We start from the raw sequence: 17057 nt of genomic DNA, 5'->3' as shown, positions 1-17057 counted from the left end.
AAAATACCCGACTTGTAATGCATTTTAGCTAATTTATTAGCCAAACCTGTTAAAATTGACTCTAACTGTTTAATATTTATTATTTTAGCACCTGTAAACCCTATAATCACTCATGGTTCAACAAGTTACTTGTGGTATTAAAATTTCGGTAGTCACCACTTTCGAAGGCTCATTTTATAAAAATTATAAAATGCAATACGCCTTTGGATATACGGTAACCATCGAAAACCAAAGTAAAGACTCTGTGCAACTTTATGCACGCCATTGGGAAATTTTAGACGCACTAAACAACATCGAAACCGTTATTGGCGAAGGCGTTATTGGACAAAAACCCGTTTTAAAACCTGGCGATTCGCACATCTACACTTCTGGCTGCCTGCTTACCTCACCTTTCGGCGCTATGCACGGCCACTACAATATGGTTAATTTCACCACTACTAAAAAATTCCAAGTAGCCATTCCTACATTTAAATTGAGCGCTACTTTTGCTATCAATTAATTTCTGAATTTATTTTATTTTGGCGTTACCCATGTTCAGAAACCTGGGTCGGGCTTTCCGCTATATCTTTATTTGTGCCCAACGTTTTTCAACATAATAATCATGAGTCCAAACTCAAATTTTATGCCTTTCAACATAACAAAAGCTTAGCACAAAAAAGGATGCCGCATCAATCCCTAACGCGAGTACCCGCCATAATATGCCTTATACATCATTTTATTACAATCAACCTATTCTTTCCATAAACAAAGCACGCTATAATCACAAAGTATATTTTCCCGTGTAACATTTCAACCTAAAACACTACACATAGTTAAAGCAGCTACTTTTTATATTCTTGAGATTATTAATCAATAATCTTAAACCCACTTGTTGAATATTTCAGCAATGTTTCACTTTAAAACTTAAAAATTATGGGAGGAGAAGGATCAATGATGGCTGCAATAAAATCATTACAAAACAACAGAAGTTTACTTGCTAAACGCAAAGACAAAAGTGCCTTATCGGGTAGTTATGCTAATATAAAACTCAAAGCATTCCCAAAAGCAACACCCGGACAACTAGAAGCTATAAAAGCGCAACTCAAAATAGAAAACAAAAAAGCCCTCGTAAAAAATATTATCGGTTTCATAGTAGTTTGCCTCATTATCTTGGTAGCCATCCACTATTTATTTTAACAAAAAAAAAAAAAGACCTGTTAGATTTAAAATCCAACAGGCCTTATATAATTCTATATTAAACGTTTACTAGCTTACTACAGCTTTAATACGTTTAATTGCTTCGATAATTTGTTCTTGAGAAGCTGCATACGAAATACGAATACAGTTCGGGTTACCAAAAGCATCACCAGTAACAGTTGCTACTAAAGCGGCTTCTAATAAGTATAAAGAAAAATCGGTTGCATTATTAATCTTTGTTCCGTTTAATGTTTTTCCGAAGTAAAAAGATACATCTGGAAATACGTAAAACGCCCCTTCTGGTGTGTTAGATTTAAAGCCTTCAATACCGCTTAATAAATCTAAAACTAAATCGCGACGTACTTTAAACTCATCAATCATATACTTTACAGCACTTGGTTCAGCGTTTAAAGCTGTAATTACAGCACGTTGCGCAATACAGTTTGCACCACTTGTAATTTGACCTTGCATTTTATTACAAGCTCTAGCTATTTTTTCTGGAGCTCCAATAAAACCAATACGCCATCCCGTCATAGCAAATGCTTTAGACACACCGTTTACAGTTATGGTATTGTTGTACATATCGTCAAACTCAGCAATACTTGCATGACCAGAACCATAGTTAATATGCTCGTAAATTTCATCTGAAACCACGTAAATATTAGGGTACTTAACCAATACATCAGCTAAAGCTCTTAATTCTTCTCTACTGTAAACCGATCCACTTGGATTACAAGGAGAACTGAACCACATCATTTTGGTTTTTGGCGTAATAGCCGCTTCCAATTGTGCTGGTGTCATTTTAAAATCAGTATCAATAGATGTTGCAACCTCAACAGGTACACCACCGTTTAACTTAACAATATCAGAATAACTTACCCAGTAAGGACAAGGTAAAAGCACCTCATCACCATCATTTAACATAACAGCTGCTATATTTGCCAAACATTGTTTTGCTCCCGTAGAAACAACAATTTGTGGTAAAGTATATGTTAAATTATTGTCGCGTTTAAACTTTGTGATAACCGCTTCTTTCAACTCTACATAACCATCTACTGGCGAGTAAGAATTGTAATTATCATTTACAGCTTGTATAGCCGCATCCTTAATAAAATCTGGCGTGTTGAAATCTGGCTCTCCAAGACTTAATCCAATAATGTCTTTGCCTTCGCCTCTTAATTCGCGTGCTTTTGCTGCCATAGCTAACGTTGCAGAGGTAGCCATGTTTAAAATTCTGTCAGATAGTAATTGCATGAAATGTATTTGTTAGAAAGTAAATATGAAGTTTAGGCTAAATTAGGTTTTTGACCTAGCACCTTTAATTGATTATAATGTTCCGCAACCGCGCCCCAAAACGTATGGTATTCGTTATATGGTAAGCTAAATTCGTTTGCTGTTTCTTTCACTATTTGCGCTATTTTACTGTAATGCACATGGCTAATATTAGCAAATAAGTGATGCTCAACTTGTCTATTTAATCCTCCGGTATAAAACTCGGCTAACCAACTTTTAGGTGAAAAATTACAAGTTGTAAATAATTGATGAATGGCCCATGTATTTTTCATGTTTCCTTCTTCATCAGGTAAAGGCATATCGGTTGTTGGTACCACGTGCGCTAATTGAAAAATAACACTTAAAATAATACCTGCCGTATAATGCATAATTAAAAAGCCAATTAAAACTTGCCACCATGCAAACCCTAGAGCCAAAGGTAAAGCTACCCAAATAGCATAATATACAATTTTACCTATAATAAGTTTAGTCCACTGTGTAGCTGGGCTTGGCAATTTACCATAAGCCAATTTACGTTTCAGGTACTTGTAAGTTTGTATAAAATCGGTTGTAATTGCCCAGTTTGCAGTTAATAAACCATACAAAAAGAACGCATAATACTTTTGATATTGATGAATTTTCAACCACTGAGAATGTTTCGAAAAACGGATAATTCTACCCGCATCGATATCTTCATCATGCCCTTGAATATTAGTGTACGTATGGTGTAAAACGTTGTGTTGTACTTTCCAGTTATAATCGTTTCCAGCTAAAATATAAATACTACTTCCCATGAGTTTATTCACCCATTTTTTACTAGAAAAAGAACCATGGTTCGCATCGTGCATCACATTCATGCCAACTCCTGCCATACCAATCCCAACAATGACCATGCATAAAGCTTGTAGCCATCCCGACATATCTACAGTTAAAATTAACACTGCGGGTACAATTAGTAAAGCAAACATTACAATTGCTTTTGAATATAAAGTCCAGTTTCCAGTACGTTTAATCTCGTTCTCCTTAAAGTAATCATTCACACGTTTATTCAACGTTTTAAAAAACTTTGCAGGGTCTTTTCTAGAAAATGAAATGGTTTGTTTTGTCATGCTATCAATTTTAATATGATTTCTAAAATAAATTATTTGATCATACCTTGCTGCAAAGATAGGAATAATGCTATTTAAGTTATCCTAATTTTTTGTAAAATAATGCAGTTAAAAAGTATATTTTTGTTGAAAATTTAACAACATTACAATTTACCGAACGCCAATTACGAAATCATCAGTATATGGTGTTTTAAGAAAACAACTCGGTAAATCATATATAAATTAGAACACCAATGAAACTCATTTTAAAATATTTCCCCGATTTAACCGAAGACCAAATTGAAAAATTCACCTTATTAGAGGCCCTTTATCAAGATTGGAATTTAAAAATAAATGTCGTTTCTAGAAAAGATATCGACGAGCTTTATTTACGTCACGTACTACATTCACTAGCTATTGCAAAGGTGATTCAATTTAAAGATGGTAGCCAAATTTTAGATGTTGGTACTGGTGGTGGTTTTCCAGGTATTCCTTTAGCCATACTATTTCCTGAATGCTCATTTCACTTGGTAGATAGTATTGCAAAGAAGTTAAAAGTGGTAAACGAAGTAGTCGAAGGACTAGGTTTAACCAACGTAAAAACCACGCATAGTCGTGTGGAAGACACTAAAGGAACTTACGATTTTATTGTTAGCCGTGCCGTTGCTGCGATGCCAACTTTTGTGCATTGGATTAAAGGAAAAGTAGCTAAAGAACAAAAACATGACCTTAAAAACGGAATTTTATACTTAAAAGGGGGAGATTTAACCGAAGAATTAAAAGATTACAAAACCACAACAATCTATAATATCTCTGATTATTATGAAGAAGATTTTTACGACACTAAAAAAGTAGTGCATTTACCTTTAAAGTTTCGTGGATAATTAACAATAATTATAGTTGGTCTATCTCTTTAAAAATCCCTGTAAAGAAATAAAACTGATTTTTATACCAATACGTATTTTCAAACAGCTCAATTCCCGAAGTGGTGTTTCCGTTGCTTTGTAGGATGGCTTTTGCCTTATCGAAATAAGCCTTAGAATTTGCCAAATCGTTCTGTTTATAATACATCATTGACAGTCCAAGCATCGCATCAAAATCTAAACTATCAAATTTTAAGGCCGTGCTAAAGTCGGTGTCCGCATTTTTATATTTTCCTAAAAGAAAATGACAAGCTCCGCGATAAAAATACGCAAAACTATTATTTTCGTTTCGGCTAATAACTTGCGAAAAATCAGATTTTGCCTTCTTATAATAATTAATGCCTAACAAATAAACACCGCGATTATAGTAAGTATCTGCCGACGGATCCATAAGTACAGCTACTGTATAATTATCTATTGCTTTTTTAAAGTTATCAAGGTGCTCATACGCTAACCCGCGCATGGTGTACACTTTTGCGTAATAAGGCTCTTTAATTACAACCAAATTAAACACCTCTATAGCTTCGTCATAATTACCTAAATCAAAATGCGCGCAACCTAAACTATAAAGCGCGTCAATAAAATAGGGGTCTAACTCGGTGGCTTTTAAGTAATCAGCTTTAGCGCCTTCAAAATCAGCTAAACTATAACGGGCATTCCCACGGTTAAAGTAAGAATCTGCATCAGGTTCTTCTATAATAATTTTAGAATAATCAACAATTGCCCCCGTATAATCACCCAAATCGTTTTTGGCAATTGCACGGTAAAAATAAGCATCCAACTTATCAGGATTAATACTTATAGCTTGATCTAGAAGCTCTACACGCTCTTTTAAATCTTCAGTTTTTAAGGCTTTGCGGAATAATTTATTCGCCTGCCCAAACATAAACAGCGGTAACAATACTATAATTACAATAATGGATTTCTTCATAACTATTAATCGAACAATTAATATGCCACTTTTTAAGACTTTACAATTTTTTATGAAAGGTAATTAATTTTTATAATATGAAGCAAAGCCTTACTTTTTATTTAAAAACAATAATTATGACTGAAATACTAAAAACCAATCCACTACCAGAATCAAGATTTTACTACTATTTAATCTTTCTCTGGTCAATTTAAACAGGGCACCAAACCGCCAATTCATTCCCCGAAGGATCTAAAAACTGAAATCGATTACCACCAGGAAACGAGAATATCCCTTTTGAAATACGTCCACCAGCCTGTTCAATTTTAGCTTTTATCGACATTAAATCCTCATGAAATAAAACCACCAAGGCGCCATTTACAATTTTGCCTTCCCTATATTCAAAACCGCCCTCTAGCCCACTGTTTTTAAAAGCGACATAAGTTGGTCCGTAATCGGTAAATTCCCAATCAAAACAATATTGATAAAATGTTTTTATAGCTTCTAAATTATGAGCATAAAGTTCAATGTAATTAATATGATTGTTTTTCATGATAAAATTTATTTCTTCGGAAGTATTTTGGAGAGGTTGAATTTCTTTCATTAAACTTAATAAAAAGATCTTCCAAACCTCAATGCAGATGAATACGTCATCACACCAAACGAAGATAACTGAAATTCTACTCAATTTCAAAACCCCAACAAAACGAAAAAAGACCACCTGAAAATAATCAGATGGTCTTTTTATGTTAATATTAAATTTAGAACTTTTAAAATCTCATTTTGAGTTTCTTCAATTCCTCTTAAATTATTCTCCTAAAAACGGGTAACGGTAATCGGTTGGTGTTACAAACGTTTCTTTTATCATCCTAGGCGATACCCAACGTAATAAATTTTGAGCGCTTCCGGCTTTATCATTGGTTCCCGATGCTCTAGCTCCACCAAAAGGTTGTTGCCCAACAACGGCTCCAGTTGGCTTATCATTAATATAAAAGTTTCCTGCGGCATTCTGCAATGCATCAGTTGCCTGAGTTACTGCATACCTATCAGTAGCCAATATCGCACCTGTTAAGGCATAGTCACTAGTTTGATCTACCAACGTTAAAGTTTCCGCGTAAGCGTCGTCTTCATAAACATAAATGGTTATTACTGGACCAAATAGCTCGGTACACATCGTGGTGTATTTTGGATCTGTTGTAACAATAACCGTAGGCTCAATGAAATAACCTTCACTTTTATCATATCCGCCACCAACAATTATTTCAGCATCGGCATCCGCTTTAGCTTGATCAATAAATTTAGCTAATTTATCAAACGATCCTTCGTGAATTACTGCGGTTATAAAGTTTTCCATATCTGCAGGAGACCCTATTTTAAACGAGTTCACATCTTCAATCACATATTTTTTAACATCGCTCCACAAACTTTGCGGAACATAAGCACGAGATGCTGCACTACATTTCTGACCTTGAAATTCAAAAGCACCACGAACAATAGCCGTTGCAACTTGCTTAGAATTAGCCGTTTTATGAGCTACAATAAAATCTTTCCCTCCAGTTTCACCAACAATTTTAGGATAGGTTTTATAATTATGAATGTTGTTTCCTATTTGTTTCCAAAGTTCCTTAAATACAAAAGTAGATCCTGTAAAGTGCAAACCAGAAAAATCTGGACTTGCTAAAACCGTATTCGAAATCATAACCGGATCTCCGAACACCACATTAATAACGCCTGCAGGTACGCCAGCTTCTTTAAAAATATCCATGATTATTTTAGCTGAATACACTTGGCTATCACTAGGTTTCCAAACCACAACATTTCCCATTAAGGCCATACAAGCTGGTAAATTCCCGGCAATAGCTGTAAAATTAAAAGGTGTTACAGCGTAAGTAAAACCTTCTAACGGACGATACTCAACACGGTTCCAAGCATCGCTTGTACTTTCTGGTTGCTCCATATAAATGTCCGTCATAAACTGAACATTAAAACGTAAGAAGTCAACAAGCTCGCAAGCCGCATCAATTTCTGCTTGATAAATATTTTTAGATTGCGCAATCATTGTTGCCGCATTTATTTTAGCTCTATATGGTCCAGCAACTAACTCAGCTGCCTTTAAAAATATAGCTGCACGCTGTTCCCATGGCATTTTACTCCATGTTTTTCTTGCCTCTAATGCGGTAGAAATCGCATCGTCAACATGTTTTTGTTCAGCTAAATGATAAGTTCCAACCACATGTTTATGATCGTGTGGAGGCGACATTGTTCTGGTGTTACCCGTTGTTACATCTTCACCATTTATATATAAAGGAACATCTACTTTGCTATTAAACATTGTTTTGTAAGTCGCTAAAACTTCCGCGCGCTCAGGACTTCCCGGAGCATACGTTTTTACAGGTTCGTTTACAGCAACTGGTACATTAAAAAAGCCTTTTCCCATGATAATCGATTTTTTATTATTGAATTTTCAGTAAATACACTACAAATCTAAGAATTTTTTAATGATAAATAATATTCAGCAGTTCATAAAACAACGTTAATTTTAAAAAGAATTTAGACGCTTTTCAAATTGAATTCATATAACTGAAAAGGCCCCCTCTTAAATCGCGCATATGAAAAGCTTATTTTCTAAAACATTTCTTCGGAAGTTTTAAGCACAGACCCCGCTTTTACGAAAGCTTTTAAATTAAAAACTTTTTTTTTCGTAAGTTGCCAATCGGTTTACAGACTATTATTTTATGTGTACAGTTACTATTTTCCCTAAAGGAAACAACGGTTTTGTGTTAACTTCTAACAGAGACGAAACACCGAACCGTAAAACTTTAGCTCCAGATTTTTATACGATAAAAAACACCACTTTGCTTTTTCCGAAGGATGAATTAGCAGGTGGCACATGGATTGGCATCAGTGAAAAAAATAGACTCATCTGCTTGCTTAATGGTGCTTTCGAAAATCATAAAAAAAAGAGCAATTACCGATATAGTCGTGGCATTGTAGTAAACGATTTTTTAATTGCGGATAACATCGAAATCTGCATGAAAAATTATCTTTTAGATGATATAGAACCTTTTACCATCGTAGTAGCCGATTGGAATACCAATTTAGCTTTTTACGAATTGGTTTGGGATGGTCACAAAAAGCACATTACCAAACTTCCATTAGAACCTAAAGTTTGGTCCTCCTCTACTTTATATAATCAAAACATGAAAGCGGAACGTTTACAATGGTTTGAAAACTTTAAAGCTGAAAATGAATTAACAGCGGAATCTGCCTTGAAGTTTCATAAAACCGCAGGCAAAAGCAATAGCGATTATGGTGTTATTATGAATCGTAATGCTATAAAAACAACAAGTATCACTCAGGTTAATAAAATAAACGACCACATTGAGATGCGCTACGAGAATAGACAAGATAATACTTTAGATACCAAAACATTTAAAACGCCCCAAGTTGTAAATGAGTAATACTGCATTTATTTTAACCCTAGCCTATCCAGACACCATCGTTTTAGTTTCTAAAGAATGGTTTTCTCCATTTCTTAGATTTATAGGCGTAGGAAAAAAAGATTATTTACGTGCCGGGCATGCCGCTTTGGTTTTAATTAACAAGGAAACTGGTGTTTTAGAATATCACGATTTTGGACGTTACATAACCCCTGAACCTACGGGGCGCGTTCGTGGAAATGATACTGATTACGAATTAAAAATTCCAATAATAGCCGATATAAAAAATGATCGTATTGTAAATATCAATGCTATTTTAGAATTTCTAGCTACACACCCCAAATTAACGCATGGCGAAGGAAAAATGGTCGCCTCCGTTTGCAACGCTGTAGATTACAATAAAGCTAGAACGCATATTACCAAAATGCAAAACAAGCATTTTATTCGTTATGCCGCATTCATTAAAAACGCTTCCAATTGTGCCCGTTTTGTTACAGATACCTTAATTGCATCGGTAACTAATACTAACATGCAAAAACGTTTAATAAAATCGAAATGGTTTACGCCAAGCACCGTTGGCAATGTATTGCTATCTAATACGGAAAAACATCCTTTTGAAGTGTCTCAACAAGGAGATATTTCAGAATTTAAAGGCTCTCAACAAAGCGAAAACATCCGTTGCTTTTTAGACCAATTAAAAGATCACAAAGTAAATTTAGTAGGTACAACCATTGTAAAACACGTGGATGGTTTACATGAAAAAGCCCAATGGCTTTCTGGTATTGCTGCCGGCGCTTGGTTCGAATTACATAAAACAGACGACACATCCATATATAGATTCCGAAGAATTTCGCCTTACGGAAACGTCGATGTTGATGCGCTTTTTAAAATGAATGATGCTACTTTTAATTATGACGAAACGTATCAGTTTATACCTTATTCAAACTGTAAATTTTTCAACATTAAGCAAGATGATACTGTTTTTAAATTTGAAAGGTTAAACTCATAATTCAAACTCAATTTATCAAAATATTATAGGTTCAAAACAGCTGCTTTTGTTTCAGTAAAAACCTTAATTTTTGGTAATTCAGAAATAGCTAAATCGATATATTCCAAAGCATTTGCTTTATTCTTTTTATGCATTTCTATTTGTGCCAACCGGTAATTTGCCCAGGCTTTTGGCACCCCATCTTTAGCTGAATAATGTGCTAAATAGGTTTTTAAACAAGCCTCTCCTTTTTCAAGTTCAATATGATATTCCGCAGCCACTTTTCCTATTTGGTAGTGCAACGCATTTCGCTGATGTTTTTCCTGAGCCGCTTCTATATTCTGAATTGCTTTTTCAGGTTGATTTTCATTTTCGTAAAGCGTAGTCAACTTATTAAAACAAGTTAATGAACCTCCCTCCTGTATAGCCATTTTATAATATTTTTCAGCTTGTTCAGGATCGTCGTCATACTCATAAATATATCCTTTCGCTAAAAAGCCATCCACTTTAGAAAGATTTTCCAATTCATTGGCGTAACGCAACGATTTACTCATGCTTCCACCAATAACTCCAGGCAATTGCATATATAATTCAACCAAAGCCCAACGCGTTTCAATATGGCTCGCATCCAATTCAGCAGCTTTTAAAAAGGCATTTTTAATATCTCCAATGAGTCCTAAAGCCGTAAACTTACTTACCGAAAGCGCTTTCATACCTAAAGCACCACCATATTTATAATGATAATTGGCTGTATTTGGCTGTTTTTGCACTAAATCTTTATAAAGCCCACTCGCTTTATCCCATTGTTTTTGATAGCCATAAGCATCACCAAGCAACTCCTTAGCCTTTAAATCATGAGGTTCGTTTTTCAAATAAATAGTCAATAAAGGCACTACTTTTTTATATTCTTTCTGCTCTATAAGCGTTTCAAAATCCGTTATAGAAGTTTGACAAACCGCCCAAAAGGGAACCAGAAGTAAAAAGAAAAATTTATTCATAATATTTAGGTCGAAAAGGCAAAGTTAAACTTTCTCGGTTACTCGAAAAATGGTTAACTTCACTCATCCAAAGAAACCGTTTACGCATTCATCATTTTTTGGAACGGATTTTGAATATACTTTAAGAGATAAATTAAAACCATGAAAAACACACTGTTTATATTAATGACGCTACTTTTTTCAAACCTATCTTCCGCACAAAACTCCGACTACTCCGAATTATGGAAGTCTGTGGCTAGCTTTGAATCTGAAGGGTTACCAAAATCAGCCTTAAAAGTTGTAGCTACCATAGAAGCCCAAGCTAAAAAAGACAAAAACCAACCGCAAATTATAAAAACCATGCTTTATAAAGGCAAATATGCCATGGTTTTAGAAGACGATGCGCAACTAGAGATTATAACTGATTTTAAATTAAAAATTAACAACAGTGACTTCCCTACTAAAAATATATTAGAAAGTGTTTTAGCTAATTTATACTGGCAATATTTTCAGCAAAACCGTTGGAAATTTTACAACCGTACCAAAACCACCGAAAAAGTAGATACCGAAGATTTTAGAACCTGGGATTTACAAACACTTTTCACTGAAATTCATGACCATTTTCAAAACTCGTTACAAAATGGTTTAATGCTTCAACAGGAAGATTTAGCGCAGTATGATGTTTTACTGAATGTGCAAGAAAACTCAAAAATTTATCGACCAACACTTTTCGATTTTTTAAATCATGCCGCTTTAGATTTTTACAAAACCGACGAGACTCATATTACAAAACCAGCATATAAATTTGAAATTGATAATCCAGATTATCTAAAGGATTCTAAAACTTTTTCAACCTTAAACATCGAATCTAAAGATGCCACATCACTTCAATTGAACGCTTTAAAAATCTATCAAGATGTCACACGATTTCATTTAAAAGATGCTTCGCCTTTCGCTTTAGCGGAAATAAATATTGAACGCCTGAAATTTGTTGAAAACCATGCCACATTTAATGATAAAGAGCGATTATTACTTGAAGCCTTAAAAACAGAAAGAGCACAATTAAAAACTCATGAAGTTTCGGGGTTATATGCTTTTGAAATTGCGACAATCTACTTTAATGAAAGCCAGAAATATCAACCTTTAACCGTAGAAACAAACCGTTGGAAAGCCAAAGATGCCATTGAAATATGTAATTCCGTTATTTCTGAATTCCCAAAAAGCAGAGCAGCCGAAAAATGCGCTGTACTAAAAAGTACCATCGAAAGAAAATCACTTGAAGTTACTACTGAAAACTTTCTTCCTATTCAACAAAACGCACGTGTTCTAGTCAAATATAAAAACATAGACGCCCTTCAATTTAAAGCTTACAAAGTCAGTGAAAAACAAATTGAAAAATTCAACAAAATTTACCAAAAGGATGAACAATGGGCCTTTATTAATAATTTAACAGCTACTGAAACATGGAATAATCAACTAAAAGACGAAAATGATTATCAAACGCATAGTACCGAAATTTTAGTCCCGAAACTGGATAATGGTTGGTACTTATTAGTAGCTTCAACACCTACCAATAGTGAAAATAACTTCGCTTTTGCAGATATTCAGGTTTCTAATATGGCTTTGGTTGAAACTGAAACTTCGGAATATAAAATATTTCAAATTATAGACCGAAATACAGGAGCACCTATTGAAAATGCCAAAGTTGAATTAACTTATGATGTAGACTATTCTAAAGTGAGTAAAACGGAACAGTATACCACTAAAAATTTAGGTGATGTTAAAATTGAAAAAAGCCATAGCAAGTGGTACCGAAATGTGAGATTAAAAGTAAAATCTGATGACGATTTGGCTTATTTCGGCGATTATTATATCAATAGAAATTACGACAAGCAAGAAGAGACCACTACTTACAAAGCCTTCCTTTTTACAGACCGAAGTATTTATCGTCCAGCACAAACCGTATATTTCAAAGGTATTTCAATGAAAACGGAAGCTAATAAATCGGAAGTTTTGGCCAATTTTGATGTTAAGGTTAAATTATTTAATTCGAATTATGAAACCATAAATGAATTAGCCCTAAAAACAAACGAATTTGGTTCGGTTTCTGGCGAATTCATCCTACCAAATACCGGTTTAAATGGAGCATATTCTATTGAAATTATAAATAGTTCTGGGCCAATTCACCTATCTAGTAGAGCCTCCTTTTCTGTTGAAGAATATAAGCGTCCAAAATTTGAAACCACATTCAAACCAGTAACCGAAACTTATAAAGTAAATGATAAAATTACAGTAACCGGAACTGCTTTAGCTTATGCCGGAAGCAATATTACCGATGCCAAAGTGGTTTACCGTGTACACCGAAAAGTGAATTATCCGCGTTGGTATTATTGGTATCGTCCGTTTTTTAGTAGTGAATCTCAAGAAATTACACATGGTGAAACCACCACAAATGAGACAGGTGAATTTGAAATTTTGTTCGATGCTATGCCCGACCAAAGTGTGGATAAAACAAGTTTACCTATTTTTAATTATGAAATTACAGCCGATGTTACCGACATTAATGGTGAAACTCGTAGCGCCACAACTTCTGTTCGTGTTGGATATCACGCCTTAGTTGCGAATTTAAGCATTGATGCACTGCTCGATAAAACGAATAAAAATCATGAAATTAAAATTGATACAAAAAACCTAAACGGCCAATTTACTCCTGCTAATGGTCGTATTAAAATATACAAACTCGAGGCTCCAAAATCGGTATTAAGACCACGCCCATGGCAAGCTCCAGATTACAAACAACTTTCCGAAGACGCTTTTAAAAGTTTATTTCCACATGATGCCTATACTAAGGAAGATCAACCCCAAAACTGGAAAAAAGGCGAATTACTTTTCGATAAAACCTTTGATACAAATACGAAAAAAACGCTTCAGCTAGGGCATATTAAAAGCTGGGCTTCCGGACAATACATTATCACTTTAGAAAGTAAGGATAAATTTGGTCAGTTAGTAAAAGATGAAACCAAAACCACCTTATTTAGCCCCCATGACAAAACCTTAGCCGACAATCAACTGTTTAGTATAAGTAGTGATAAAGACCGCTATAATGTGGGAGACAAAGCTAAAATAACCTTAGCGTCTTCTGCCAAAAATATTACGGTTACCGTTTCTATAGAAAAGGATAAGAAAATAATAAGTACTGAGCTCGTTCATCTAAATAATAACAAAAAAACGATAACAATTCCTATTGAAAAAGCAGACTTAGGAGGCATTTCAGTTAACTATAGTTTTGCTGCCTTTAATAGTTATCAATCGGGTACAGCTTTCCTTTTAGTTCCATATCCTGAAAGTAAATTAACTATTGAAACGCTCACTTTTAGAGACAAACTTCAACCAGGAACCGACGAAACTTGGCAATTCAAAATCAAAGGCCCTTACGGCGAAAAAGCAAGTGCAGAGGTATTGGCAAGTATGTATGATGCTTCGCTTGATCAATTTAAATATCATGCTTGGCAATTTAATCCGTTGCCATCACAAACGAATTATACGCAAAGCCAAAGCAGATCGCAAATTGGATTTGGTACTAGTGATTTTCGAGTGTATAACGATTATGAAAATGTGAGATACCCACAACAAAATTTCGATCAATTAAATTGGTTTGGCTTTTATTTTGGGCGTCAAACTAGAAGTATGATGGTTCGTGGTATGGCCAGTATGTCTAAAAAATTATCAGGAGGTGTAGCAGGTGTTCAAATTGTAGAAGATCGTATGGAATCTCCAGAAATGATGATGGAAATGGAAAGTGATGTATCTAGTTTAGACGAAACGGTTGTTGTTGGATACGGCACAGAAAATAAACAAGATCTTACCGGAGCACTTTCTGAAGAAGAAAACGAAACCAATTTCGATGCTATTCAAATTCGGAAAAACTTACAAGAAACGGCGTTTTTCTTTCCGCAGTTAAAAACGGACGATAAAGGAAACATCAGTTTTAGCTTTAGCACACCCGAAGCTTTAACCCAATGGAAATTACAGTTATTAGCACATACAAAAACGCTAGAAAGTGCAACGACAACCTTAACAACCGTTACACAAAAAGAGTTGATGTTAACGCCGAATGCGCCACGTTTTTTACGAGAAGGCGATGTGATTTCTATAAGTTCTAAAATTTCTAACTTAACAAAAAACCAGCTTTCTGGACAAGCTAAACTTATTTTAACCGATGCGCTTACAGGTAAAAGTATTGATGTTGATTTAGGAAATTCGGACAACAATAAAAATTTCACCATTAATGCTAAAGGTAATACGCAAGTGGCTTGGCAATTAACTATTCCGCAAAATGTGCAAGCTGTGCAGTACAAAATTGTAGCAAAAGCTGGCGATTATAGCGATGGCGAACAGAACGCTTTACCTGTTTTAAGCAATCGTATGTTGGTTACTGAAACCTTACCAATGTGGGTACGTAGCAACCAAACCAAAACGTTTACACTAGATAAGTTGAAAACGAATAACTCGGAAACGCTAAAAAACCATAAGCTGACTTTAGAAATCACATCGAACCCGGCATGGTACGCGGTACAAGCACTACCCTACCTTATGGAATATCCGTATGAGTGTAACGAACAAACTTTTAGTCGCTATTATGCCAATGCGCTGGCGAGCCATATTGCGAATTCAAACCCCAGAATTCAAGAGGTTTTTAATCAATGGAAAAACACCGATGCTCTACTTTCAAACTTGGAAAAAAACGAAGATTTAAAATCCATTTTAATACAGGAAACGCCGTGGTTACGTGATGCACAAAGCGAAACCGAACAGAAAAAACGCATTGCACTATTATTTGATTTAAACAAAATGAATAACGAATTGCAATCGGCTATCGGAAAATTAAACGCCAACCAAATGACATCTGGTGCTTGGCCGTGGTTTAAAGGCGGACGCGAAAACCGTTACATCACGCAACATATTATTACTGGTTTTGGGCACTTAAAACAACTTTCGGTTACCGAAAACACAGATGATACGGCGGAAATGATTTCCAAAGCTATTCGTTTTCTAGATGCTGAATTTGTTAAAGAATATAACGATATTAGAAAATACGATAAAAATGTAGATTTAAGTTTAGATCATTTAAGCTATACGCAACTGCATTATTTATACATGAGAAGTTTCTTTTCCGAAGTGAAAAAATCGAAAGAAGTTGAAACAATTAGCGCTTACTATCAAACTCAAATTCAGAAATATTGGCTGAAACGTTCTTTATATGCTAAAGGATTAATGGCTTTAATTTCTCATAGAAATGCTGATAAAACTACAGCAAGTAAAATTTTAAAATCTTTAAAAGAAACGAGTATTACATCGCAAGAGTTAGGCATGTATTGGAAAGCTAACACCAACTCGTGGTACTGGTATCAAGCGCCTATTGAAACACAGGCTTTACTTATTGAAGCTTTTTCTGAAATTGAAAACGATACCGAAACTATTGACAATTTAAAAATCTGGTTACTTAAAAACAAACAAACCAACCGTTGGAAAACCACAAAATCTACAACCGATGCTGTGTATGCTTTATTACTGCAAGGCAGCGATTGGTTAAGTGTTACAGATGCGGTAGAAGTGGTTTTGGGCGGACAAAAAATTGAAGCTTCAAAATTAGAAAATGTAAAAATTGAAGCAGGAACGGGATATTATAAAACGTCTTGGAATACTTCAGAAATTAAGTCCGAAATGGCCGATGTTACCCTAACTAAAAAAGGAAATGGTATAGCTTGGGGAAGTTTATATTGGCAATATTTTGAAGATTTAGACCAGATTACTTCCGCAGAAACCCCTTTAAAATTAGAGAAGAAACTATTCTTAAAAACGAATACTGATACTGGTGAAGAAATTACTGAAATCAATAAAAACACCGCTTTAAAAGTAGGCGATTTAGTAAGAGTTCGTATTGAATTACGCAGCGACCGAGCTATGGAATTCGTCCATATGAAAGATATGCGTGCAGCAGGTTTTGAGCCGATAAATGTAATATCGACGTATAAGTGGCAAGATGGGTTAGGCTATTATGAAAGCACAAAAGATGCAAGCACAAACTTCTTTTTTGATTATTTACCGAAAGGCGTTTATGTTTTTGAATACGATTTACGTGTAAATAACTCCGGAAATATGAGTAACGGCATCACCACAATACAAAGTATGTATGCTCCTGAATTTAGCAGCCATAGTGAAGGTGTACGTGTTTTTGTTGACTAGAAAACTCAAAGTAATTTAATTAAAAAAGCCGCTTCAA

The 17057-nt window shown here is 34.8% G+C and carries 12 protein-coding genes; 6 read left to right on the top strand and 6 right to left on the bottom strand.

From position 1 onward, the window contains the following. The first annotated feature begins 112 nt into the window (after window positions 1–112). Complete coding sequence (gene apaG, locus QWY92_RS15015) at window positions 113–499, top strand: Co2+/Mg2+ efflux facilitator ApaG/CorD (RefSeq protein WP_290272686.1); 387 nt, start codon at window positions 113–115, stop codon at window positions 497–499. A 413-nt stretch (window positions 500–912) separates the two neighbouring features. After that, window positions 913–1176 (top strand): hypothetical protein, encoded by a 264-nt coding sequence (locus QWY92_RS15010; RefSeq protein ID WP_290272683.1) that lies wholly within the window; start codon window positions 913–915, stop codon window positions 1174–1176. A gap of 69 nt (window positions 1177–1245) precedes the next feature. Here the strand turns inward: QWY92_RS15010 and QWY92_RS15005 are convergent, their stop codons facing one another. Together QWY92_RS15005 and QWY92_RS15000 are read right to left on the bottom strand one after the other, a co-directional pair. After that, complete coding sequence (locus QWY92_RS15005) at window positions 1246–2430, bottom strand: pyridoxal phosphate-dependent aminotransferase (protein ID WP_290272681.1); 1185 nt, start codon at window positions 2428–2430, stop codon at window positions 1246–1248. Between the two features lie 32 nt (window positions 2431–2462). Continuing rightward, entirely contained in the window at window positions 2463–3557 is a 1095-nt protein-coding gene (locus QWY92_RS15000; RefSeq protein WP_290272679.1) for a fatty acid desaturase family protein, read from the bottom strand. Between the two features lie 233 nt (window positions 3558–3790). On the opposite strand from QWY92_RS15000, the gene rsmG reads away from it, so the two are divergent. Beyond that, entirely contained in the window at window positions 3791–4420 is a 630-nt protein-coding gene (gene rsmG, locus QWY92_RS14995; protein WP_290272677.1) for a 16S rRNA (guanine(527)-N(7))-methyltransferase RsmG, read from the top strand. Window positions 4421–4430: 10 nt separating this feature from the next. Here rsmG and QWY92_RS14990 read toward each other — a convergent pair whose 3' ends face one another. From QWY92_RS14990 to pruA, 3 genes are all read right to left on the bottom strand, one after another. Next, window positions 4431–5390, bottom strand: a complete 960-nt coding sequence (locus QWY92_RS14990) for a tetratricopeptide repeat protein (protein WP_290272676.1) — start codon at window positions 5388–5390, stop codon at window positions 4431–4433. Between the two features lie 190 nt (window positions 5391–5580). Continuing rightward, entirely contained in the window at window positions 5581–5922 is a 342-nt protein-coding gene (locus tag QWY92_RS14985) for a VOC family protein (protein ID WP_290272674.1), read from the bottom strand. Window positions 5923–6177: 255 nt separating this feature from the next. Next, complete coding sequence (gene pruA, locus QWY92_RS14980) at window positions 6178–7806, bottom strand: L-glutamate gamma-semialdehyde dehydrogenase (RefSeq protein WP_290272672.1); 1629 nt, start codon at window positions 7804–7806, stop codon at window positions 6178–6180. Window positions 7807–8104: 298 nt separating this feature from the next. Between pruA and QWY92_RS14975 the strand changes: the two genes are divergently transcribed. Together QWY92_RS14975 and QWY92_RS14970 are read left to right on the top strand one after the other, a co-directional pair. Next, entirely contained in the window at window positions 8105–8830 is a 726-nt protein-coding gene (locus QWY92_RS14975) for an NRDE family protein (protein ID WP_290272670.1), read from the top strand. Next, window positions 8823–9818: a DUF6695 family protein gene (locus QWY92_RS14970; protein WP_290272668.1), complete on the top strand. Its 996-nt coding sequence runs from the start codon at window positions 8823–8825 to the stop codon at window positions 9816–9818. Before QWY92_RS14975 ends, QWY92_RS14970 begins: the two co-directional genes overlap by 8 nt. Before the next feature lie 23 nt (window positions 9819–9841). Here the strand turns inward: QWY92_RS14970 and QWY92_RS14965 are convergent, their stop codons facing one another. Next, window positions 9842–10795, bottom strand: coding sequence for a tetratricopeptide repeat protein (locus QWY92_RS14965; protein ID WP_290272667.1), 954 nt, complete (start codon window positions 10793–10795; stop codon window positions 9842–9844). Window positions 10796–10936: 141 nt separating this feature from the next. Here QWY92_RS14965 and QWY92_RS14960 point away from each other — a divergent pair, with 141 nt between their 5' ends. Beyond that, window positions 10937–17020 (top strand): alpha-2-macroglobulin family protein, encoded by a 6084-nt coding sequence (locus tag QWY92_RS14960; RefSeq protein ID WP_290272665.1) that lies wholly within the window; start codon window positions 10937–10939, stop codon window positions 17018–17020. The last annotated feature ends 37 nt before the right edge of the window (window positions 17021–17057 follow it).

This window comes from Algibacter miyuki (genome assembly GCF_030409805.1).
Taxonomy (GTDB): Bacteria; Bacteroidota; Bacteroidia; order Flavobacteriales; family Flavobacteriaceae; genus Algibacter; species Algibacter miyuki.
Note: the sequence above shows the minus strand (reverse complement) of the source record. Positions and strands in the feature narration are given on the sequence as shown.